Source organism: Micromonospora sp. CPCC 205554, from assembly GCF_036902745.1.
Lineage (GTDB): Bacteria > Actinomycetota > Actinomycetes > Mycobacteriales > Micromonosporaceae > Micromonospora > Micromonospora tulbaghiae.
In genome coordinates this window covers 36,898-58,021 of the sequence record NZ_JBAKHP010000032.1, presented here as the reverse complement: position 1 = coordinate 58,021, position 21,124 = coordinate 36,898, and the positions used below count along the sequence as shown (strand labels likewise).

Genomic DNA, 21,124 nt, shown 5'->3' with positions numbered 1-21,124 from the left:
TATCGGTTCGTGGTCCTACCGTCACGGTATGGATCTGGAGCTGCGACACCTGCGTGTGGTCTGCGCGATCGCGGAGACGGGGAGCGTCACCAAGGCCGCCTCGGCGCTCGGCCTGGCCCAGCCGGCGCTGACCGCCCAGCTTCAGCGGATCGAACGGGCGCTGGGCGGGCCGTTGTTCGAACGGGACCGCCGCGGCGCCCGTCCCACCGCGCTGGGTGAGCTGGTGCTGGACCGGGCGCGGGTGCTGCTGCCGGCGATGAAGGGCCTGCGGGACGAGGCGGCCCGGATGGCCGGTGCGGGCGATCCGCTGCGCCGGTACCGCTTCGGCGGGGTGAACAGCCCGATCCTGGGCCGGCTGGTGCACCGGCTCGCCGCCGAGCGCCCGGACGCGCAGATCACCACGTACGGCTCGTGGTCGGTGGACGAGCTGGCGCAGATGGTGGCCGGTGGCCGGCTCGACTTCGCGCTGACCGGCGTGTGCGGCGACTCGACGCCGTCGGCGGGGTTCGGGCTGAGCTGGCGGGAGGTGGCGGTCGAGCCGGTCTGCGTGCTGCTGCCGCAGACCCACCCGCTGGCCGGCCACGCCGAGGTCGACCTGGTCGGCCTGCGGCGCGAGCGGTGGGTGGCCGCGCCGGGCGACGGCTGCTTCGGCGACTGCTTCGCGGCCGCCTGCGCCCGCTCCGGCTTCACCCCGAAGAAGGTGTACGAGGCGGACGTGCGGGCCGCGCTGGACCTGGTGGACGCGGGCGAGGCGGTGGCGTTGTGCCAGGCCACGTTCCGTCCGGTGGCGGGGCTGGTCACCCGCCGGCTGGCCGGCACACCGCTGCGCTGGCGGCTGCTGCTGGGCTGGCATCCGGACGTGCCGGCGGCGGCCGTGGCCGAGCCGGTGCTGGCGGCGGCGGTCGCGGCGTACACCGACGCGCTGGCCAACCATCCGGAATACCTGGGCTGGCTGCTGGCGCACCCGGAGTTCGGTGTGCAGCCCAACGGCTCGGGTGGGGTGCGAATCGCCTGAACCCGGGTATCACCGGCGACATGACTGATCTGTATCCGGCCGCCGACCAGCGGGAGCTGCTGCGTCAGGCGGCCACTGCGCACACCACCGCCTCCGCCGAGGTGGAGGCGTTCCTGCGCCGGTTGCCGGAGGTGCCGGGTCCGGCCGACGTGACCGAGTACGCCAATCTGCTCAGCCGCGAGGAACGCGCCCGGGCCGACCGGCAGGCCGCGGCGGACGCGGCCGGGCTGCGGCTGCCCAGCCTGGAGTCGGAGTAGCCGGCGGGGCCCGGGCGGGTGCTCCGCCCGGGCGCCGCCGTACCGGCTCAGCGTTCGACGAGGACGTCGTGGCCGAGGTCGAGCAGGGCGTGGCGCCACTCGTCGTCGGCGTTGCCCCGGCGTGGCCGCTGCGCGGTCAGCTCCCGGATCCGGGTGATCGCCTCCCGCATCACCTCGATGTCCTCCGGCGTGAGGTCCACCTTGCGCTTGCGCAACACGGCGAGGATCTGCCGGCCGGGCTCGGGCAGGTCGAGGTCCGGATCCGGGCCGAACGCCTCCTCCCCCGAGCCGCGGGTCAGCAGCCACTGCCGCAGCGTCTCGGAGGGCACGTTCACCTCGGCGTGGAAGTCGTCCCAGATCACCTCGACCTCGGGGTCGAGTCGCGCCTCGCGTACCATCACGCCTCCTCTCCCGGCGGCGGCCCGGATGCCGGCTCGCCCTCGTTCGGTGGGTGCTGCTTCAGGCCCTCCGGCGGCACCCGGACCCGGGCCGGGTTCGCCGTCGGGGCCGCCTCGATCGGTTCACCGGCCCCGGTGTCGTCGGGGACTTCCTCGGGTTCGGTCATGTCCGCCCTCCGGTCCTTCGGTGACGGCCCGTCCCGGCCCGGCCGGGACGGGCCCCGGCCGGTCATCGGGGATGGGACGTGGCGGCCGGCGTGTAGCCGCGCTCACCGGCGGTGACGTCGAAGACGAGCCGATCGTCGCGGGCGTCGACGGTGACCTTCTGCCCCGGTGAGACCTCGTGCTCCAGCAGCATCCGGGACAGCCGGTTGTCGACCTCGCGCTGGATCACGCGGCGCAGCGGGCGGGCGCCGAACTCGGGCTGGTAGCCGTGCTCGGCGAGCCAGTCGACACCGGCGGTGCTGAAGTCGACCTGGATGTCCTGGGCGTGCATCCGGCGGCGGGTCTCCTCCAGCAGCAGCCCGGTGATCTGGCGCAGCTGCTCGGCCTCCAGCCGCTGGAAGATGATCACCTCGTCGATGCGGTTGAGGAACTCCGGGCGGAAGTTCTCCTGGAGCCGGCGCATCAGCCGCTCCCGCAGCTCGTCGCTCTCCTGCTCGCCGGGGGCGCCGGTGGCGAAGCCGACGGTGCGCTGGGTGCCGGTGATCAGCTCCGAGCCGAGGTTGCTGGTCATGATCAGGACGGTGTTCTTGAAGTTCACGGTACGGCCCTGGCTGTCGGTGAGCCGACCGTCGTCGAGCACCTGGAGGAGGATGTTGAACACGTCCGGGTGCGCCTTCTCGATCTCGTCCAGCAGCACCACCGCGTACGGGCGGCGGCGGACCGCCTCGGTGAGCTGACCGGCCTCCTCGTAGCCGACGTACCCGGGCGGGGCGCCGACCAGCCGGCTGACCGTGTGCCGTTCCTGGAACTCGCTCATGTCCACCCGGACCATCCGGTCCGCCTCGCCGAACAGCGCCTCGGCCAGCGCCCGGGCCAGCTCGGTCTTGCCGACGCCGGTCGGGCCGAGGAACAGGAAGCTGCCCATCGGCCGGTCCGGGTCGGCCAGGCCGGTACGGGACCGGCGTACCGCCTCGGCGACGGCGGTGACCGCGTCGTCCTGCCCGATCACCTTCTCGTGCAGGTGGCCCTCCAGGCGCAGCAGCCGGTCGCGTTCCTCCTCGGTGAGCTGGGTGACCGGGATGCCGGTGGCCCGGGAGACCACCTCGGCGATCTCCGTCGGCCCCACCTCGGGCACGTGGCTGGGCCCCTCGTCGCCGCGGGCGCGGCGGACCTGGTCCTCCAGTTCGGCGAGCCGGTCGCGCAGCGCGGAGGCCCGCTCGTACTGCTCGTCGGAGACCGCCTGCTCCTTGTCCCGGCGCGTCTCGTCGAGCTGCTGTTCCAGCTCGCGCACGTCCTCGGCGGGGGTACGGGTGCGCAGCCGCACCCGGGCACCGGCCTGGTCGATCAGGTCGATCGCCTTGTCCGGCAGGAAGCGGTCGGTGACGTACCGGTCGGACAGCTCGGCGGCGGCGACCAGCGCCTCGTCGGTGAACCGGACCTGGTGGTGCGCCTCGTACCGGTCGCGCAGGCCGCGCAGGATCGCGATGGTGTCGTCGACGGTCGGCTCGGGCACCAGCACCGGCTGGAACCGGCGGGCCAGCGCGGCGTCCTTCTCGATGCTGCGCCGGTACTCGTCGAGCGTGGTCGCGCCGATCACCCGCAGCTCGCCGCGCGCCAGGGCCGGCTTGAGCATGTTCGAGGCGTCCATCCCGCCCTCGCTGCCGGCGCCGCCCGCACCGACCAGCGTGTGGATCTCGTCCAGAAAGATGATCAGCTCCTCGCGGTGGGCGCGGATCTCATCGATCACCTTCTTCAGGCGCTCCTCGAAGTCACCCCGGTATCGGGTGCCGGCGACCAGGCCGGACAGGTCGAGCTGGATCACCCGCTTGCCGATCAGCGTCTGCGGCACGTCGCCGTCGCAGATCCGCTCGGCGAGACCCTCCACGATCGCGGTCTTGCCGACACCGGCCTCGCCGATCAGCACCGGGTTGTTCTTGGTCCGCCGGGACAGGATCTCCACCGCCTGCTCGATCTCGTCGGCCCGGCCGATCACCGGGTCGATCTGATCCATCCGGGCCAGCTCGGTGAGGTCCTGGCCGTACTGGTCGAGCGTCGGGGTGCCCCGGTCCGGACGCGGGACGTTCGTCGCTCCCCGTTCGGCGCTGGCCGCCTGGAGCGACTCGGGCTGGATCCGGCCGGCGGCGAGCATCCGGCCGGCCGGCGACTCGGGGTTCAACGGCAGCGCCATCAGGATGTGCTCGGGACCGATGTAGTTGGCGCCCATCGCGCGGGACAACTGGTGGGCGTCGAGCAGCGCCCGCTTCGCCGCCGGGGTCAGCGAAAGGTTCGGCGGCACCTCGCCGCGCGGCGCGCCCTCGCCGCGCCCGCCCAGCGCGCCCAGCAGCGCGTCCGGGTCGGCGCCGGCCCGGCGGACCAGGTCGCGCAGCGGCTCGCGCTGCAACGCCGCCCAGAGCAGGTGGTCGGTGTCCAGGTCGTTGCTGTGCTTCTGGGCGGCACGGCGGGCCGCGTCGGCGAGCATCTCCCGGGCGTCGGCGGTCATCAGGCGCGTGATGTCGACCCGGTGCGCCGGCCGGCGTCCCCCCTCGCCCCGGCCGAAGTATCGGGCCAGGAACTCGTCCCAGGGGTCGTTGCCGAAGTCACCCGGTCCCATCATCACGTCCTCCGCAGTCAGTCGGCACGACCGGCACCCGGCACGCGCGGCACGGTCGGCGGTGGCTACCCGGCGGTCGGCGCGACAAACTCGACCGGATGGCAGGCTGGGGGCATGGAGAGCAGACCGCTGCTGATCGTGGACGGCGCGAACGTGGTGGGCTCACGCCCGGACGGCTGGTGGCGGGACCGGGCCGGCGCGGCGGTCCGGCTGCGCGACGCGCTGGCGTCCGTCGGGGAGGCGGGCGTGCCGCCGGAGCTGCCGCCGCCGGTGCAGGTGGTGCTGGTGGTGGAGGGCGCGGCCCGGCACGTGGCGCCCGCGCCCGGCGTGGAGGTCGTCTCCGCGCCCGGCTCCGGCGACGACACGATGGTCGAGCTGGTCGCCGCCGCGCCGGGTCGGCGGCGGGTGGTGGTCACCGCCGACCGGGAGCTGCGCGAGCGGGTGACCGCGCTGGGTGCGGAGGTACGCGGCCCGCGCTGGCTGGGCCGCTAGAGCACCCGGTCCCGTCAGCGGGACCGAGGAGTCCGCCGACGGGACCAGCGGCAGGGTCTTCGCGCACGTCAGGGCCGGAACCGGACACCGGGGCCGCAACGCCGCGAGGGTGGATGTTCGTCCACCCGCCGGGATGGGTTGTAATGGAGATCTCTTCCGCCCCCAGGAGGTCCCCGTGGCGAGCGTCGCCGAGCTGAAGGCCGCCATCGATGTCGCTCTCCAGCAGATCGGTGACGGCCAGACAGCGGTGCAGGCGGCCGGCGAGAAGCTGGCCGAGGCGCAGCAGACGCTGGCCGGCGCGCTGGAGGGCAGCGGCCACGAGACGGTCGAGGCGGCCCAGGCCTCGCTGACACAGGCGGGCCAGGAGTTGGAGGAGTGTCTGGCCGCGACACTCGTCGCGGTGGAGCAGGCTCAGATCTACGTCGCGACGCTCTGAGGCCTGCCGTGTCCATCGTCGAGGACATCGGCGCGCAGGTACGCGCCGCCGCCGAGGAACTGCCGCTGGCACAGCTCGCCGCCGCGCTGGAGAAGCTCGGCCAGGCGCAGGAGCGGCTGCGCTGGGTGCGCCAGGAGTCGTCCGATCCGATGGGGGTGCCGGAGCTGTCCTCGGCCACCGAGCACGCCGAGACCGCCGGCTACGCGTTGCGCGTGGCGCAGGAGCAGCTCACCGCGTACCTGGCCGCGATCGGGCTGGCACCGGACGGCGCGCGGCCGGCGCCGCCCGGCGAGCGGCCGCCCCGGCACGACACGCCACGCGGCGAGGACCCGCCGGCACCGGGCCCGGCCGCCGAGCCGGGCGAGCAACCGGCGGTACGGCGCTGGTGGGCGGTGCGGGTGGCGGAGCTGACCGGCGGCCGGGAGGGCACGCCGGACGAGCCGGACGAGCGCGTCGAGGACTCCCACGAGCTGCTGCGCCGGGTGGTCGCCGGGATCCGCTCCGGCGACCGGGACCGGCTGCACCGCGAGTTGCGCCGGGCGCACGCCGACGTGGGGCTGGGGCTGGCCGCGATCACCCCGCCGCTGCTGCGCGAGCTGGCCGGTGAGCTGCTCGGCCATCCGCCCCGCGCGGACGACCTGCCCCGGCTGCGCGGCGCGCTGGACTCCCGGGTCCGCGACCTGCTGCCCGGCCTGCCGCGGCCGGTGCTGGACACGCTGCTGACCCGGGTGTGCCGGATGCCGCCGCCGCGCCGCGACGACGACGCGGAGCAGCCGCACGCGGCCGACCCGGCGGTCACCGCGGGCGTGCTCACCGGCGTACTGCTCGACCGGCTCGGCCGGGACCTGCCCAAGGACACCGACGATCGGGAGCCGTCCCGTGGCTGACGTCCGCGCACAACTGGTGACGCGGGTCCGGGGGATGCTCTCCGAGGCCCTGGGCGCCACCCGTACCCGGCTCACCGCCGCCGAGGCCGACCTGGCCGCCGGGCGGGACCGGCTGGCCCGTACCCGCAAGGCCGCCGCGGCGGTGCCCGCCCGGGTGGGCGCCGCCCGCGACCGGCGCCTGGCCGAGATCGACGCCCGGCACACCGCCCGCCTCACCGACCTGGCCCGCCGGGCCGCCGCCGCGGCACAGCGGGAGGCACCGGGCGCGGCGTCCGCGCCCTGGGACCGCTGGCGGGCCACGCCCGCCGGCCGGTCCGAGCCGCCCGGCGCGTTGCGCGTCGGCACGGTACGCCTCGACGGCGCCGAACCGGTGCCGGCGCTGGTCCCGCTCCTGGACGCCGGGCACGCGCACCTGACCGGCGGCGACCGGGACGGGCCGGCCGCCGTGGTCCCCGCGCTGCTGCTGCGCTCGGTGGGACGGGCCGACCCCGGCGCGGTGCGGCTCTACGGGTACGACCCGGAGCACCTGGGCGGCGGCCTGGCCGGGTTCGCGCCGCTGGGCACGGCCGGGCTGCTCACGTTCGTCGGGCCGGGCGGGCTGGGCCGGCTGCTGGACGACCTGGTGGAGCAGATCCGCCGGATCAACGCCACTGTGCTCGCCGGTGAGTACGGCTCGCTGCGCGAGCTGGCCGCCGCGACCGGGCGGCGCCCGGAGCCGTGGCGGGTGGCGGTGCTGCTCGGCGGCGACGAGCTGTCCCGGCACGAGCGCGGCCAGCTCGACCGGGTGGTGCGTACCGGCGCCGCGTGCGGCGTGCACCTGGTGGTCCGCGGCATCGAGCTGCCGGACGACCCGACCGTCACCCGGATCACCGTGGAACGCGACGACGCCCGGGTGGCCGGGCTGCCGGTGGTGCTCGACGCGCCGCCGCCGCCCGCCCTGGTCACCGAGACGTGCCGCACCGTCGCCTCCCGGGTGGCCGCCGGCCCGCCGCCGACGCCGTTCACGGACCTGCTCCCGCCGCCGGACGAGTACTGGCGGGAGGACTCGGCGCACGGGCTCAGCGCGCCGGTCGGCGAGGGCCCGCACGGGCGGCAGGTGCTGCTCACGCTCGGCGACTACCCGCCGCACGCGTTGATCGGCGGCCCGTCCGGCACCGGCAAGACGAACCTGATCTTCGCCTGGATCGGCGCGCTCGCCGCCCGCTACTCCCCCGCCGAGCTGGAGTTCTATCTGCTGGACTTCAAGGAGGGCGTGTCCTTCGCCCGGTTCGCGCAGGGCCGGCGCGACCCGAGCTGGCTGCCGCACATGCGGCTGGTCGGCATCAACGTCAACACCGACCGGGAGTTCGGTCTGGCGCTGCTGCGCTTCCTCGCCGAGGAGCTGCGCCGCCGCGCCGACGCGGCGAAGAAGCACGAGGTCACCAAGCTGGCCGAGCTGCGCGCGGTGGACCCGGACGGGCACTGGCCGCGCATCGTGGCGGTGGTCGACGAGTTCCAGGCGCTGCTCGCCGGCCGGGACGTGGTCGCCCGGGAGGCCGCCGACCTGCTGGAGGACCTGGCCCGGCGGGGCCGGTCGCAGGGCATCCACCTGGTGCTCGCCTCGCAGGACGTGCGCGGCATCGAGGCGCTGTGGGGCCGGCCCGCGCTCGTCGCCCAGTTCACGCTGCGGATCGCGCTGCCGAAGGCGCTGCGCATCCTGGCCGAGCGCAACGACGCGGCGCAGTCGCTGCCCCGCCACCACGCGGTGATCAACGCCGAGTCGGGCCTGGCCGAGGGGAACGAGGTGGCCCGGATCCCGTCGGCCAGCGACTGGGAGACGTGGAGCGAGCTCCAGCACCGGCTGTGGCGGATGCGCCCGCAGGACGCCGCGCCGGCCCGGCTGTTCGACGGCGACGCGATCCCGAAGCTGGCCGACGCGCCGGACTTCCGCGCGCTGACCGCGCCGGAGCAGGGCGTGCCGCGCAGCCCGGTGGCGCTGCTGGGCGAGATCATCGACGTGCAGGCCCGCTCGGCGGCGCTGCGGCTGCCCCGGGCGCCGGGCCGCAACCTGGCCGTGCTGGGCACCCGGGTGGACGAGGCGTGCGCGGTGCTCGACGCCGCCGCCCGGTCGCTGGCCCGGCAGTACCGGCCCGGCACCGCCCGGTTCTCCATCGCCTGCCTGGACCCGGACGCCGACCCGGCCGCCCGCGCCCTGTACGAGGACCTGGAAGGCGACGCCTCCTGGTACGACGAGGAGACGGTGCCGGAGCTGATGGCCGAGGCAGGTGACGGACTCGGCGCGCCGGGTGCGGCGCGTACCCCGCACTTCCTGCTGCTGTACGCGGTGGACGCGGCCGCCGCGGCGCTGGCCGGCAAGGCCGGTACGCGGACCGGGCTGGAGCAGTTGCGCCGGATCCTGCACGACGGGCCGGAACGGCGTACGCACGTGCTGGCGTGGTGGCGTGGCGTGGCCCGGATGCGGGTCGACCTGGGCGGCGCGGGCGCGCGCACCGATCAGATCGGCGCCTGGGTGGCGCTCGACGTGCAGGGCGGTGAGCTGGGCTCCTCGCTGTATCCGGGCAGCGGCGGGCCGGACTGGTATCCCCGGCCGTGGCGCGGTCTGTACTTCGACCGGGCGGTGCACCGCACCGGACAGGTGATCATCCCTTATGGTCCGTCCCGATGAACGAACCGGTTGCCAGTGAGACGTACGACGCGCAGATCCGCCGGCTCGCCGAGCTGACCGCCCGGGTGTCCGCCCAGCGGGCCGAGGCGGACACCTGGTACGCCCAGCAGGTGGCCGCCGCCGGCCGGGCGGTGGCCGAGGCGAAGGAGCAGGTGCGGCAGGCCGAGGCGGAGGTGGCCGAGGCGTCTCGGATGGTGGAGCGCGTCGACGCCGAGGTCACTCACCTGTGGACGCAGTTGCGGGCCCGGCTGGGCATGGGCGCCCGGCGGCTCGGTGACCCGCCCGGCCCGGTACGCGGCGCCGCCGGTGACCCGGTGCCGCTGCTGCGGGCGGTCCGGGAGCTGCTGGAGCGCACCGGCGCGCCGGGTGAGCTGCCCGGCTCGGTGAACCCGCTGCTGGTCGCGTGCGGCATCGGCGGGGCGCTGGTGGCGTACGCGCTGGGGGTGGGTGCGCGGGCGCTCGCCGCCGGTTCCAGCGGTGACCTGGCGGTGGGCCTGCCGGTGCTGGCGCTGGTGGTTACGCTGCTCGGTCCGGTGATCGGGCTGGCGCCGGCCCGGCTGCTGGCCGACCGCCGCCACGCGGTGCTGACCCCGCGCCCGATGATCCTGGTGGCCGCCTCCGGCCTGGTCACGACCCTGCTCCTGCTGACGGTGACCTACACCCGCTGACCGCCCCTCCCCACGCCCTCCCTCGGACCGTCGATCATGAGGTTGGCGGCGCGACACGCCGTCGCGCCGCCGGTCAACCTCATGGTCGCCGGGATCAGGCGGGGGTCAGGACGGCCTCCTTCAGGAGGCGGCGAGCCAGCACCAGGCGGTCGGCGTCGTCGTCGAGGCCGGGCAGGTCGCCTACCCGGGTCACCTCGCCGGTCAGCAGCGCGCGCAGCGCCGCCTCGCAGGTGCCGGGGAGCGTGAGCGTGCGGTCGGGTACGCGCAGCGTGACCCGTCCGTCGGCGGCCGGGGTGAGCTGCCAGCGCAGCCCGCCGCGCACGGCGACCTCGCTGTCCGGGCTCAGCCGGGCCAGCGCCTCGGCCTGGGCCAGCGGCCGGATCGGCGCCGGCCGGGCGGCCGGCCAGACCCGGGCGCGCAGCCGGCCGGCCACCGCCGCCGGATCGGCCCGCAACAGCCAGTCGCGCAACGCCTCGACGGTCTCGGTCAGCTCCGGCTCGATCGCGTCCGGGTCGGCCAGGTCGAGCCCGAACGGAAGGCTCGCGCGCAGCCGCGCGTCCTCGGCGGCGAGCGCGAGCAGTTCCTCCACCACGGCGTACCTGGTCAGCGCCCGGATGCCCACGGTCAGGTGCAGCGAGCTGGACTCCTGCGCCTGGGCGCTGTGCAGCCAGCCGCGCGGCAGGTAGAGCGCGTCGCCCGGTTCGAGCACGACGTCCAGCGCCGGGCGCCCGTCGGCGGTCGCGGAGACCTCGTCGGCCCGGCCGCCCCAGGGCTGGCGCTCCAGCGGGTCGGCCAGCACCGGCGGGTGGATCCGCCAGTGCTTGCGCCCGTCCACCTGGAGCACGAACACGTCGTGGGTGTCGTAGTGGGTGGCGAAGCCCTGACTGCCGGCCGGGGTCAGGTAGGCGTTCACCTGCAACGGCTGGGCCAGCGCAGTGCCCAGGTCGCGGGCGAAGTCGACGAGCGCCGGCCAGGTGCGGTGCAGGCCCTGCAACACCAGCGTCGCGCCGTCGGCGTACAGCGCCAGCACCTTCTCGTCGAGGACCTGGTCGCCGATCTCGGCGCCGGCGCCACCGCCGCCGGTGAACCGCGCCGCCGGCACGAGCTGGCCGTCCCTGGCCACCCGCAGGAACGGGGTACGCAGACCGCGGCGGCTGAGCAGCTCGTCGGCGTCGGCGGGGCTGAGCAGGTCGGTGAAGCCGTCCGGGTTGGGCAGTTCGGCGGCGCGGGACAGCAGCGGGCTGCGCCCCCAGTGGTCGGCGGCGAACTTGGCCGGCTCCACCGCCACGCACCGGGTCAGCGCCTCGGTCGCGGCGAACGGAACCGCCGGGCGGCCCAGGCCACCCGGCGGGTCGACGTGCGTGGTGCTCATGTGTCAGGCGCTGCCGTCGGCGCCGCCGTCGCGCTGGCCGGGGGTCGCGCCGCCGTCGGCCGGGCCCTCGGCGCCGCCGTCCGCGCCACCGTCGTGCTGGCCCGGGGTCGCGCCGCCGTCAGCGGGGCCCTCGGCGCCGCCGTCCGCGCCACCGTCGTGCTGGCCCGGGGTGGCACCGCCGTCGGCCGGGCCCTCCAGGCCGCTGCCGCCGCTGCTCTGGATGTCGTCGTCGTTCAATGCCATGGGTGCTCCCTCGGTGTGCCGCCCCGCGTGGTGCCGGGGTCCGTGTGCAGCGGGTGGTACCCCACGCCCGATCTTCTCTAACCACACCGTAGACGCCCGGACACCGCCGTACGGACGGTTCGCGGGGCAAGCGGCCGGGACGGGTGGATGCCAGGATGGCGGGAGGACGACGCGAGGAGACGCACGTGACGCAGCCGGAGCCGCTCACCCCGCTGACCGAGGACTGGCAGCGGGCACTTGCCGTGGTGGCCCACCCCGACGACCTGGAGTTCGGCGCCGCCGCCGCGGTGGCCCGCTGGACCGGGCAGGGCAAGGAGGTCGTCTACTGCCTGCTCACCAGCGGCGAGGCGGGCATCGACGGGATGTCGCCGGAGCGCGCCCGGGTGGTGCGCGAGGAGGAGCAGCGCGCCTCCGCCGCTGTGGTCGGGGTGTCGGCCGTCGAGTTCCTCGGCCTGCCCGACGGGCTGCTGGAGTACGGCGTGCCGCTGCGCCGGGCGATCGCCGCCGTGGTGCGCCGGCACCGGCCGGACGTGGTGCTGACGAACAACTTCCGGGAGACCTGGGACGGTGCGTACGCGCTGAACCAGGCCGACCACATCGCCTGCGGCCGGGCCACGCTGGACGCGGTCCGCGACGCCGGCAACCGGTGGATCTTCCCGGAGCAGCTCACCGACGGCGTCCAGCCGTGGCCGCGGGTGCGCGAGGTGTGGGCGGCCGGGTCGCCGGTGGCCCGGCACGGGGTGGACGTGACCGACACGTTCGACCGGGGTGTGGCGTCGCTGCGGGCGCACGGGGCGTACCTGAGCGGGCTCGGCGACGGCGGCTTCGACGCCGAGGAGTTCCTGGAGGGCATGGCCCGGCCGGCCGGCAGCCGGCTCGGCGCGCGGTTCGGCGCCACGTTCGAGGTCTTCCAGATCAACCTCCAGTAGGGCGCGGCGATGTTCCTGGTCGGCACGTCGGGCTGGCAGTACCGGGACTGGCGGGAGCGGTTCTACCCGGCCGGGCTGCCGCAGCGGCGCTGGCTGGAGCACTTCGCCTCGCGGTTCGCCACGGTCGAGGTGAACAACGCGTTCTACCGGCTGCCCGAGCGGGACACGTTCACCGCGTGGCGGGAGCGTACGCCCGGCGACTTCTGCGTGGCGGTGAAGATGAGCCGCTACCTGACCCACGTGAAGCGGCTGCGCGATCCGGCCGAACCGGTGGCCCGGTTCCTGGACCGGGCCTCCGGGCTGGGCGACCGGCTGGGGCCGGTGCTGGTGCAGCTCCCGCCGACGCTGCGCGCCGACCCGGACGCGCTGGCCGGCGTGCTGCGCCGGTTCCCCGCCGGCGTGCGGGTGGCGGTGGAGCCGCGGCATCCGTCGTGGTGGACCGACGACACCCGGCGGGTGCTGGAGCGGCACCGGGCGGCGCTGGTCTGGGCCGACCGGCTCAGCCGGCCGGTCACCCCGCTGTGGCGTACCACCGACTTCGGTTACCTGCGGCTGCACGAGGGCCGGGCTCGGCCGTGGCCGCGCTACGGGAGGGCCGCGCTGGCCGGCTGGGTGCGCAGGCTGGCCGGGGCGTTCGGCGACGGCGAGCCGGCGTACGTCTACTTCAACAACGACCCGGGCGGCGCGGCGATCGTCGACGCGGTCGCGTTCGCCGGGCTGGCCCGGCGGGCCGGGCTGCCGGTGTCCCGCACGCCTGCGGCCCGCCCCGCCGAGGGGGCGGGACGGGCCGGTGCGGTGCCGGATCAGGGAATCATCTGACGCAGGTCACCCGGCATGGTGGCCTTCACGTCCTCCCACTCGCCCTGGGTGACGTGCCGGCGCAGCGTGTCCAGCACGACCTGCACCACCCGCTGCGCGCCGCCCTCGGCGTCGTACGGGAAGCCCTGGCGCACCTCGTACAGGAAGTCGTCGCGGTTGAGCTTGATCGGCACGTTCTCCGGCTGCCAGCCGTCGAAGTAAATCCCGCGCACCAGCACCGGCAGCTGCTGGGCGAACTCGGTGCTCTCCTGCACCGGCAGCCGGTCCCGCAGCAGGTGCAGCACCGTACGCAGCGCGGCGTAGGACTGGTTGCGCCGTTCCTTCGGCCAGCCGTACGCGGACTCGATCTCCTTGAGGATCACGTTCGTCTTGTCCAGCGAGGACTCGAACGCGGACAACAGCTGTTCGGCCATCGGGCTCACCCCCGTGCTTCGGTCTCCCAGCGTCGGTCGTCGGCGCGGCGCGGCGGACCGCTGGGGCCCCGCCACAACCGGGTCGGGCTGAACCGGCCGGGCCGTTCGCCCCGCCGTGGCGCCTCGGAGCTGCCGACCACGTGCAGTACGCCACCGCGGCGTCGGTCCGCCACCACCCGTACCGTCATGACCCACCTCCTCGTCGCGGCGCCCGAGCCGGCGCCCACTGGTCCATGCTGCGGCGGGGGCGGGTGAGCGGGCCTCACCCGGACCGGGTGAGACGCTCAGGCGTCCAGCAGGCCGGCGAGTGTGGTCGCGTTGCGCTGCGCGTAGTCCTGGTAGCAGTTGTTCATCAGGACGTGTGTCTGCCCGGTCTGGCCGGCCAGCTCGCGCAGCTTCGGCGCCCAGTCGCGCAGCTCCCGCTCGGAGTAGTCGTAGCCGAACTTCTCGTGGATGTCCTTGCTGGTCCACTTGTCGCTGTGGCCGTGGAACCGCACCACCGCGAGGTCCGCGGTGGCCGCCAGCACCGGCGGGACGGACGACTTGTGTCCCTGCGGCATGTCCACGCAGACGAACGGCAGCTCGTGCTCGCGCAGGAAGCCGAGCGTCTCCTCGGCGTTGTCGCCGTCGAACCAGGAGGCGTGCCGGAACTCGAAGACCGGGCGCAGCGGCGCGCACCGCCGCGCCACCTCCAGCAGGTACTCCTTGTTGGCCCGCTTGATGGTGAACCAGGGCGGGAACTGGAACAGCAGCGCGCCCAGCTTGCCGGCCTCCACGAGCGGGTCGAGGGCGGACAGGAACCGGGTCCAGACCTCCTCGTACGCCTGCGCGGGCAGGTCGTCCGGGTAGACGTTGCGCTTGTCGGTCTCCGGCCGCAGGTCCTTGTAGAGGGCGGAGACGCGGGTGGGGTGGCCGGTCAGCAGGCTGAACGCCTTGACGTTGAACGTGAACCCGGCCGGGGTGCGTTCGGCCCACAGCCGGGCGGTCCGCTCGGCCGGCGGCGAGTAGTAGGTGGCGTCCACCTCGACCAGCGGGAACTGCCGGGCGTAGTAGGACAGCCGCTTCTCCGGCGTGTCGGCGCTCGCCGGGTACCAGCCGGAGTCGAGCAGGGTCCGGTCGGTCCACGAGGCGGTGCCCACCTTGATCTCACCCATGGTGGCAGTCCACCGCGTCGGGGACCGACCGGCAACCGGAACGGCGTTCAGGCAGCCCGCCGCTCCCGGGTCTGCTTGCAGGTCACACAGGAGGTGGCGGACGGGAAGATCTCCAGCCGCTCCACCGGGATGGGCGCGGTGCAGCCCTCGCAGAAGCCGTAGGTGCCCTCGTCCAGGCGGGTCAGCGCGTGCTCGAACTGGGCCCGCCGGTCCAGGATGGTCCGCAGCAGCGACTGCGCGGTGTCCCGCTCGGCGGTCTTGGTGCCGCTGTCGGCCTGGTCGTCGCCGGCGGTGTCGCCGACCTCCACCAGCCGCAGCACCTGGCTCTGCGCCATGGTCTGCTCGTACTCGGCGGTCAGCTCGTCGTACCGCGACCGCAGGGACTGCCGGATCTGGTCGACCTCCGCCTGGGAGCGGCCGGTGGCTGTCGTGTCGTGGACGAGCATCGCTGCCTGCCTTTCCTACGTCCTCATACCGGACCGGGGCGGCCAGCGCCCCGGACCCGGTCCGACTGTGTAAGCGCGGGTGACGAGATCACCCGTGCTCTGTGAGCCGGGCGATTACCCCCGCCCGCGGCGGACCAAACCGGCTGTTTCCTGAGTGTTTCCGGTGAGTCCGCAGCCGCTGGTCAGGCGGCCTCGACGAGCGCCGGACGGCGCGGGTCGTCGGCCCGGACGACCACGTCGGCGAAGGCCGCGGGGTCGACCTCCTCGGCGTAGCGGGCGAAGGCGGGCAGGGTCCACCGCAGCTCGGGATCGGTCCGTCGCGCGAGCGCCGCCGGGGAGAGCACGAGGTGGACGGTGACGTCGAACGGCAAGGAGCCGCCGAGCAGCAGCGCGCCGCTGACCAGCACCACCCCGCCGGGTGGCAGGTCCACGTACGCGGCGCGGCTGGCCCGGTCGGCGTCGGCGTCCCACAGCGACGGCAGCAGCCGGCCGGAGCCGTCCGGGCCGGCCGGGTCGAGCACCTCGCGGCGCAGCCCTGGTTCGTCGAGCCAGCCCTCGTAGTACGCGTCCGGGTTGGTGCGGCCGTGCTCCAGGCGAACCGAGGCGGGGCGGAGGAAGTCCTCGGCGCGCACGTGCAGCACCGGCCGGCCGGCGGCGCGCAGCGGGTCGACGAGCGCCTCGGCGAACACGTCCGGCCCGGCGGCGGGCGGGCCGTCCACGGCGACCCGGAGCCGGCCGGGCGTCCCGGTGCGGGCGAGACGCTCGGCCAGCTCGGTGACGAGCAGGTCGGGGCTGATCGGGCGCACACGCATCGGACCATCGTGCCGCGCGGGCGGGCGGGTCACCACATGATCGCTCCGGGCGGTCGGGGCTCCGTCCGGCGGCGGTCGTCGGGTGGTGGTCCCGGTGCTCAGCCGGTGCGGTCGATGGTGACCCGGGCGTCGTCGGCGAGCCGGTAGCCGACGCCGTAGACGGTGGTGACGAGCGGGACGTCCACACCGACCTTGCCGCGCAGCCGGCGTACGTGCACGTCGACGGTGCGGACGCCGGCGTGCTCGTACCCCCAGACCGCGTTGAGCAGTTGCAGCCGGGTGAACACCCGGCGCGGGTGGGCGACCAGGTGCAGCAGCAGGTCGAACTCCAGGCGGGTCAGCGGCAGCGGCTCGCCGTCACGCAGCACCGACCGGGACGACGCGAGGATGTGCAGGGTCGGGATGGTCGGGGCGAGCGGACGCGCCGGGGCGCGGCCGGCCGGGACGGCGTCGGGCCGGCGCTCGGCCGGGACGGTGCCCGCGCTGACCACCGCGTCGCCGCGTTCGAGCATCTCGCGGGCGGCGTCGAGCAGCCGGCGGGCGGCCGGGGTGAGCGACTCCTCGCAGGCCAGGGGGATGGTGAGGGTGACGGTGAGCATGGGCGCGGCGGCGGTGTTGGCGGGACGGCGCTGGCCGCCGGGGGGACGACCGGGGACCGCGGGTTGGGACGTATGCCATCCGGCGCGCGACGAGGCGGGGCTGACCGACATGGTCCTCCTTGGGCTGGTCCGGGTATCTCCCCACGGCCCGGGACGCCGCTTCATCGATGCTTCCCGGCGTCTCTGCGAGGGTCAAGGGGCGGCCGCGTTGCATGAATGTGACATTTGACGAACACATCGCAGCCGTGCGCTCGCTCTGCGTGCGAGGCCCGTTGATTACAGCAGAGCACCGATTCGCGGTGGTACGGGGGGTCTCCCCGGGGGTTCACAATGGCGGATCAGCGGCGGACGTGAACGCGGCGCACCCCGGGTCCGGGTGCGCCGCGTTCGGGTCGGCCGAGGTCAGGCGTCGGCGTCCACGACGATCTCGGCGTCGTCGGCGAGGCGGTAGCCCACGCCGTACACGGTGGTCACCAGCGGCGTGTCCGGCCCGAACTTGGCCCGCAGCCGGCGGACGTGCACGTCGACGGTGCGCGCCACCGCGTGTTCGTAGCCCCAGACGTTCGCGAGAAGTTGCAGTCGGGTGAACACCCGGCGGGGATGTTCGGCGAGGAACAGCAGCAGGTCGTACTCGATGCGGGTCAGCGGGATCTCGGCGCCGCCGTGGCGGACGCGCCGGGTGCCGGTGAGGATGCGCACGCCGCCGGGGGCGGGCGCCGCGGTGGCGGGCGCGTCGCCGCGGCGCAGGTCGAGCACGGTACGGGCGGCCGGGCGGCCGTCCGGTCCGGCCGGCCCTTCGCCGGACGCGGCCGCTCCCTCCCCGGAAGCGGCCAGCTCGTCGAGCAGGTCGACCAGGCGCGCGAGGCCCGGCATCAGCGGCCCGGCACCCAGGTCGAGCGTGATGGTGAGCGTCGGTGCGGTACGCGGCCGGGGCGGCACGGCCCGGTCGGGGCGGCCCGATCGGGCCGGACGGGTGGTGAGGGCGACGACGGACATGGGAGCCTCCTGTGCGGGCGGTCGCCCCGCCCCGCCGGGTGCGGCGGGACGGTCAGCGGAGCGCCCCGCCGGCGGTGACCGGGGGCGCGGCGGACGAGGGTCGGGTCGGCGGGTTGGGACCGAGGGTGGGCAGGCCGGCGATCTGCCAGGCGGCGAAGCCGCCGACGACGTCGGTGGCCCGGTGCAGGCCGACGTCCTGGAGCGCGGCGGCGGCCAGCGACGAGGTGTAGCCCTCCTGGCAGAGCACGATCACCGGGACGTCGTAGCCGGTCGCCTGCGGCAGCCGGGCCGCGCAGCGCGGGTCGAAGCGCCACTCCAGCACGTTGCGCTCGACCACGAGCGAGCCGGGCACGGTGCCCTGCGCGGCGCGCTGGGCGGCCGGGCGGATGTCCACCAGCAGCGCGCCGCCCCGGCAGGCCAGGTGGGCCTGCTCCGGGTCGAGGCGGCGCAGGCGGGCCCGGGCGGCGGCGAGGATCTCGTCGATGCCCCGCGAGCCGGGCGGCGGGACCGGACAGCGGTCGGTCGCGGTGGTGGGGGTCTGCTGCGCCATGGTGGCGTCCTTCCGTTCGTCGGGGTTGCGGCGGCGGCTCACCAGGCCACACCGGCTCGGGCCACCTCGGCGACCCGGAGCCGGCCGGCGACGAGGTGGTAGCGGGTCATCCGGGTCAGCGCCGGCCGGTACACGTGCACGCTGACGGCGGGCTCGTCGCCGCGGTTGGTGACCTGGTGCACGTGCCGTGCGCCGAAGCGCCGGCCGGCGCCGGCGGCGAGCCGGTGCGGGCGCAGCCGTCCGCCGCCGACCGTCTCCTCGGTGAGCACGCCGGCCACGACCAGGAACGCGCCGGCCGAGCCGCCGTGGTCGTGCAGGTCGGTGCCCTGTCCGGGCAGCCAGCTCAGCGCCCACACCTCGTGCTCGTCGCCGGCGTCCAGCCGGGCGTACCACCGGTCGGACGCCTCGAAGCGCAGCGGCACCGGCCAGCCGTCCGGGTCGGCCCGGCGGGCGGCGACGGCGAGCAGGTCGGCGGGAGCGGTGCTGGTCATCGGCGGGACGTCCTCACGGTGCGGAGCGGGTGTACTCCCCCAGCTTAGACGGTAAAGCCTATCGGTTTAGTAGGTATTACCGAATGCTGGGACGAGAGGCGCGCTCACCGCCGCACCGGCGGCTCCACCTTGTAACCCGGCACCGACGGCCAGCGGACGGTGAGCACCGTGGACTCCCGCTCGGCGTACCAGGAGTGGTCCACGCCCCGGCCCCACACCACGTAGTCACCGGGCGCGCGCAGCACCACCGTCCGGTCCGGCAACTCGATCCGGAACGCGCCGCTGATCAGCACCAGCAGGGCGGTACGCCGCTCACCGGTGGCCCACCGGGACCGGGTCTCCCCCGCCAGGTGCACGCCCCACTTCACCTCCACGTCGGTGCTGTGCCGCACGTCCCCGGGCGGCTTGAAGTGACCCAGCAGCCAGCCCGCGTCGGTCGCGCCGTCCACCGCCGCGTTGCCCACGTACACCCGATCGTCCATGCGTGCGCCTCCCGTGCCCGGCTGCGCAAGCTACCAGGCGCGTCCGGCCGCGACGCCATAGCCTGGGCGGATGCCCGACGAACTCGACGACGAGACCATCGCCTTCGCCCACCGGATGTTCGACCTGGCCCGGGCCGGCGCCACCGACGAACTGGCGGCCAACGTGGACGCCGGGCTGCCGGTCAACCTCACCAACGCCAAGGGCGACACGCTGCTGATCCTCGCCGCGTACCACGCCCACCCGGACACGGTGGCCGCGCTGCTGGCCCGGGGCGCCGACCCGGCCCGGGTCAACGACCGGGGACAGACCGCGCTCGCCGCGGCCGTGTTCCGGCGCCAGGAGGCAGCGGTCCGCGCGCTGCTCGAGGCCGGCGCCGACCCGGACCACGGCGGCCCGTCCGCGGTCGAGACCGCCCGGTTCTTCGAACTGCCCGACATGCTGGCGCTGCTCGGCCGCGCATGAGCGGCGGGCGGTATACAGGGACGGTGGAGGATCCCGTACCCGAGCAGATGCGCGCGGCGGCCGAGGCGTTCCTGGCGGCGCTGGACGAGCCGGCCCGCGACGCCGCCCGGCACGCCTTCGACGACGAGCCGGCCCGGCGGTGGCTGGAGTACCGGCCGCGGCCCCGGCCCGGCGTCACGCTCGCCGGCCTGGACGTCGGCGCCCGCAAGGCCGCGCACCGGCTGCTCGCCACCGCGCTCAGCCCGGCCGCGTACGCGCAGGCCATGGCCGTGATGGCTCTCGAAGAGGTGCTGGACCGGGCCGAGGACTGGCGGCGCGGCCGGCACAGCGGCGACTACTGGGTGGCCGTCTTCGGCGACCCGGCCCGCGACGACGACTGGGCCTGGCGGTTCGAGGGACACCACCTGTCGGTGAGCATGACCGTCGCCGACGACCGGGTCTCCCCCGCGCCGGTCTTCCTCGGCGCCAACCCGGCCACCGTGCGGCATGCCGGGCGCCCGGTCTCCCGGCCCCTGGGCCCCGAGGAGGATCTGGCCCGAGAACTGCTCGACGCGCTCGGGCCGGGCGGCCGGTCCGCAGCGATCATCGCCGAGGAGGCGCCCGCCGACATCATCAGCGCCACCCGGGCCGCCGCCCCGGACCGGCTCGACCCGCTCGGCGTACCCCGGGGGCGGCTGCGGCCCACCGGCCGGGCGCTTCTCGACCGGCTGGTCGCGCTCTACCTGGACCGGCTGCCGCCGGAGCTGGCCGCCCGCGAGGCCGACCGGCTCGACGGCGGCGAGCTGCACTTCGCCTGGGCCGGCCCGGTGGAGCCCGGCCGGCGGCACTACTACCGGGTGCAGGGCGAGGACCTGCTGATCGAGTACGACAACACGACCGACGACGGCAACCACGCGCACACCGTGCTGCGCCGCCCCGCCGGTGACTTCGGCGCCGACGTGCTGGCCGCGCACCACGCCGCGGCGCACCCGCCCGGCCCGGTCAGCCCCGGCGCGCCTCGATGAGGAAACGGCGGGCGTAGGCGACGAACGGTCCCTCGGCCCGGATCCGCGCGTCCAGTCGGCGCAGCTCGTCCCGGTAGCGGCCCACCGTGAAGCCGGGCACCGTCCAGACCACCTTGCGCAGGAACCAGACCACCGCGCCGATGTCGTGGAAGACGGTACGCAGCGTGGCCTCGCGCAGGTCGACGACCGTCAGCCCGGCGGCCCGCGCGTCGGCGACAGCCACCTCCGGGTGGCGGTGCTCCGGCGGCGGCAGCGGCCCGAGGATCGCCTCGCTCAGCTCCCGCATCGTACCGGGGCCGATCTGCTGGGACAGGTAGGCGCCGCCGGGCCGCAGCACCCGGGCCACCTCGTCCCACCAGGTGTGCACCGGGTGGCGGCTCACGACCAGGTCGAACACGGCGTCCCGGAACGGCAGCGGCGGGCGGTCGCCCACCCGCACCACGGACGCGCCGAGCGGGCGGAGATTGCGCCGGGCCACCGGCACGTTCGGCGACCACGCCTCGGTGGCGACCAGCAGCGGCGGCGGCACGGGCACCTCGGCGAGCACCTCTCCCCCGCCGGTGTCGACGTCCAGCGCCGCCTTCACGGCGGCCATCCGGTCGCCGACCAGGCGCGCGTACCCCCAGGGCGGCCGCTCCTCGGTGGCGCGGCCGCGCAGCCAGTCGAACCCCCAGCCCTCGACCGGCGCCGCCTCGGCTTCGGCCACCAGTTCCTCGAACGTCCCGACCATGCCCGCGAGCCTGCCGCCCCCGCGGCG

25 protein-coding genes and 1 pseudogene are annotated in these 21,124 nt (G+C 75.4%); 11 read left to right on the top strand and 15 right to left on the bottom strand.

Annotated features, from left to right (window positions below):
• The first annotated feature begins 28 nt into the window (after positions 1–28).
• Complete coding sequence (locus V6U82_RS27425; RefSeq protein ID WP_318333913.1) at positions 29–1,015, top strand: LysR family transcriptional regulator; 987 nt, start codon at positions 29–31, stop codon at positions 1,013–1,015.
• 20 nt (positions 1,016–1,035) lie between these two features.
• The gene (locus V6U82_RS27420) at positions 1,036–1,272 is read left to right on the top strand and encodes a hypothetical protein (protein WP_013476980.1); all 237 of its coding nucleotides are present in this window, start codon (positions 1,036–1,038) and stop codon (positions 1,270–1,272) included.
• 47 nt (positions 1,273–1,319) lie between these two features.
• On the opposite strand, the gene V6U82_RS27415 is transcribed toward V6U82_RS27420, so the two are convergent.
• The 3 genes from V6U82_RS27415 to V6U82_RS27405 all read right to left on the bottom strand — a co-directional run bounded on the left by V6U82_RS27415 (position 1,320) and on the right by V6U82_RS27405 (position 4,449).
• Positions 1,320–1,670: a DUF3140 domain-containing protein gene (locus V6U82_RS27415; protein ID WP_302907076.1), complete on the bottom strand. Its 351-nt coding sequence runs from the start codon at positions 1,668–1,670 to the stop codon at positions 1,320–1,322.
• Positions 1,670–1,837: a hypothetical protein gene (locus tag V6U82_RS27410; protein ID WP_162959103.1), complete on the bottom strand. Its 168-nt coding sequence runs from the start codon at positions 1,835–1,837 to the stop codon at positions 1,670–1,672. The genes V6U82_RS27415 and V6U82_RS27410 overlap by 1 nt, the downstream gene beginning before the upstream one ends.
• A gap of 62 nt (positions 1,838–1,899) precedes the next feature.
• On the bottom strand, positions 1,900–4,449 hold the full coding sequence (locus V6U82_RS27405; protein WP_318333912.1) for an ATP-dependent Clp protease ATP-binding subunit: 2,550 nt from the start codon (positions 4,447–4,449) through the stop codon (positions 1,900–1,902).
• Between the two features lie 111 nt (positions 4,450–4,560).
• On the opposite strand from V6U82_RS27405, the gene V6U82_RS27400 reads away from it, so the two are divergent.
• The 5 genes from V6U82_RS27400 to V6U82_RS27380 all read left to right on the top strand — a co-directional run bounded on the left by V6U82_RS27400 (position 4,561) and on the right by V6U82_RS27380 (position 9,594).
• Positions 4,561–4,938, top strand: a complete 378-nt coding sequence (locus V6U82_RS27400) for a hypothetical protein (RefSeq protein ID WP_318333911.1) — start codon at positions 4,561–4,563, stop codon at positions 4,936–4,938.
• A gap of 175 nt (positions 4,939–5,113) precedes the next feature.
• Positions 5,114–5,374, top strand: a complete 261-nt coding sequence (locus V6U82_RS27395) for a hypothetical protein (RefSeq protein WP_091428014.1) — start codon at positions 5,114–5,116, stop codon at positions 5,372–5,374.
• Between the two features lie 8 nt (positions 5,375–5,382).
• The gene (locus V6U82_RS27390; protein WP_334466114.1) at positions 5,383–6,261 is read left to right on the top strand and encodes a hypothetical protein; all 879 of its coding nucleotides are present in this window, start codon (positions 5,383–5,385) and stop codon (positions 6,259–6,261) included.
• Positions 6,254–8,926 carry an FtsK/SpoIIIE domain-containing protein gene (locus tag V6U82_RS27385; RefSeq protein ID WP_334466111.1) on the top strand — a complete coding sequence of 891 codons (2,673 nt, stop codon included), beginning with the start codon at positions 6,254–6,256 and terminating at the stop codon, positions 8,924–8,926. The genes V6U82_RS27390 and V6U82_RS27385 overlap by 8 nt, the downstream gene beginning before the upstream one ends.
• Positions 8,923–9,594, top strand: a complete 672-nt coding sequence (locus V6U82_RS27380) for a hypothetical protein (protein ID WP_334466109.1) — start codon at positions 8,923–8,925, stop codon at positions 9,592–9,594. Before V6U82_RS27385 ends, V6U82_RS27380 begins: the two co-directional genes overlap by 4 nt.
• 94 nt (positions 9,595–9,688) lie before the next feature.
• Here the strand turns inward: V6U82_RS27380 and V6U82_RS27375 are convergent, their stop codons facing one another.
• Positions 9,689–10,966 (bottom strand): cupin domain-containing protein, encoded by a 1,278-nt coding sequence (locus V6U82_RS27375; RefSeq protein ID WP_334466105.1) that lies wholly within the window; start codon positions 10,964–10,966, stop codon positions 9,689–9,691.
• Positions 10,967–10,972: 6 nt separating this feature from the next.
• Positions 10,973–11,209: pseudogene (locus tag V6U82_RS27370) on the bottom strand (hypothetical protein); the annotation flags it as partial.
• Positions 11,210–11,394: 185 nt separating this feature from the next.
• Between V6U82_RS27370 and V6U82_RS27365 the strand changes: the two are divergent.
• Together V6U82_RS27365 and V6U82_RS27360 are read left to right on the top strand one after the other, a co-directional pair.
• Complete coding sequence (locus V6U82_RS27365) at positions 11,395–12,138, top strand: PIG-L deacetylase family protein (RefSeq protein WP_128139234.1); 744 nt, start codon at positions 11,395–11,397, stop codon at positions 12,136–12,138.
• A gap of 9 nt (positions 12,139–12,147) precedes the next feature.
• Positions 12,148–12,957, top strand: a complete 810-nt coding sequence (locus V6U82_RS27360; protein ID WP_334466102.1) for a DUF72 domain-containing protein — start codon at positions 12,148–12,150, stop codon at positions 12,955–12,957.
• On the opposite strand, the gene V6U82_RS27355 is transcribed toward V6U82_RS27360, so the two are convergent.
• The 9 genes from V6U82_RS27355 to V6U82_RS27315 form a co-directional block, all read right to left on the bottom strand.
• Positions 12,942–13,370 carry a DUF2267 domain-containing protein gene (locus V6U82_RS27355; protein ID WP_120573804.1) on the bottom strand — a complete coding sequence of 143 codons (429 nt, stop codon included), beginning with the start codon at positions 13,368–13,370 and terminating at the stop codon, positions 12,942–12,944. The two genes, V6U82_RS27360 and V6U82_RS27355, sit on opposite strands and share 16 nt — an antisense overlap.
• Positions 13,371–13,654: 284 nt before the next feature.
• Complete coding sequence (locus tag V6U82_RS27350; RefSeq protein ID WP_128138897.1) at positions 13,655–14,524, bottom strand: DUF72 domain-containing protein; 870 nt, start codon at positions 14,522–14,524, stop codon at positions 13,655–13,657.
• Positions 14,525–14,571: 47 nt separating this feature from the next.
• Positions 14,572–14,970 (bottom strand): TraR/DksA family transcriptional regulator, encoded by a 399-nt coding sequence (locus V6U82_RS27345; RefSeq protein WP_128138896.1) that lies wholly within the window; start codon positions 14,968–14,970, stop codon positions 14,572–14,574.
• 182 nt (positions 14,971–15,152) lie between these two features.
• Complete coding sequence (locus V6U82_RS27340) at positions 15,153–15,782, bottom strand: uridine kinase (protein WP_135239915.1); 630 nt, start codon at positions 15,780–15,782, stop codon at positions 15,153–15,155.
• 98 nt (positions 15,783–15,880) lie between these two features.
• Positions 15,881–16,492 (bottom strand): winged helix-turn-helix domain-containing protein, encoded by a 612-nt coding sequence (locus V6U82_RS27335; protein ID WP_120570122.1) that lies wholly within the window; start codon positions 16,490–16,492, stop codon positions 15,881–15,883.
• 291 nt (positions 16,493–16,783) lie between these two features.
• Positions 16,784–17,377 carry a winged helix-turn-helix domain-containing protein gene (locus V6U82_RS27330; protein WP_334466096.1) on the bottom strand — a complete coding sequence of 198 codons (594 nt, stop codon included), beginning with the start codon at positions 17,375–17,377 and terminating at the stop codon, positions 16,784–16,786.
• 52 nt (positions 17,378–17,429) lie between these two features.
• Complete coding sequence (locus tag V6U82_RS27325; RefSeq protein WP_135239913.1) at positions 17,430–17,927, bottom strand: rhodanese-like domain-containing protein; 498 nt, start codon at positions 17,925–17,927, stop codon at positions 17,430–17,432.
• Between the two features lie 38 nt (positions 17,928–17,965).
• Positions 17,966–18,418 carry a cysteine dioxygenase gene (locus V6U82_RS27320; protein WP_334466092.1) on the bottom strand — a complete coding sequence of 151 codons (453 nt, stop codon included), beginning with the start codon at positions 18,416–18,418 and terminating at the stop codon, positions 17,966–17,968.
• 104 nt (positions 18,419–18,522) lie between these two features.
• A complete protein-coding gene (locus V6U82_RS27315; protein WP_128137929.1) occupies positions 18,523–18,900 on the bottom strand; it encodes a signal peptidase I in 378 nt (125 codons plus the stop codon).
• 70 nt (positions 18,901–18,970) lie between these two features.
• Here V6U82_RS27315 and V6U82_RS27310 point away from each other — a divergent pair, with 70 nt between their 5' ends.
• Together V6U82_RS27310 and V6U82_RS27305 are read left to right on the top strand one after the other, a co-directional pair.
• On the top strand, positions 18,971–19,363 hold the full coding sequence (locus V6U82_RS27310) for an ankyrin repeat domain-containing protein (RefSeq protein ID WP_128137928.1): 393 nt from the start codon (positions 18,971–18,973) through the stop codon (positions 19,361–19,363).
• Positions 19,360–20,367: a DUF3500 domain-containing protein gene (locus V6U82_RS27305; RefSeq protein ID WP_435121868.1), complete on the top strand. Its 1,008-nt coding sequence runs from the start codon at positions 19,360–19,362 to the stop codon at positions 20,365–20,367. Before V6U82_RS27310 ends, V6U82_RS27305 begins: the two co-directional genes overlap by 4 nt.
• On the opposite strand, the gene V6U82_RS27300 is transcribed toward V6U82_RS27305, so the two are convergent.
• Positions 20,345–21,097, bottom strand: a complete 753-nt coding sequence (locus V6U82_RS27300; protein WP_334466086.1) for a class I SAM-dependent methyltransferase — start codon at positions 21,095–21,097, stop codon at positions 20,345–20,347. The genes V6U82_RS27305 and V6U82_RS27300 overlap by 23 nt on opposite strands.
• Positions 21,098–21,124: the final 27 nt, after the last annotated feature.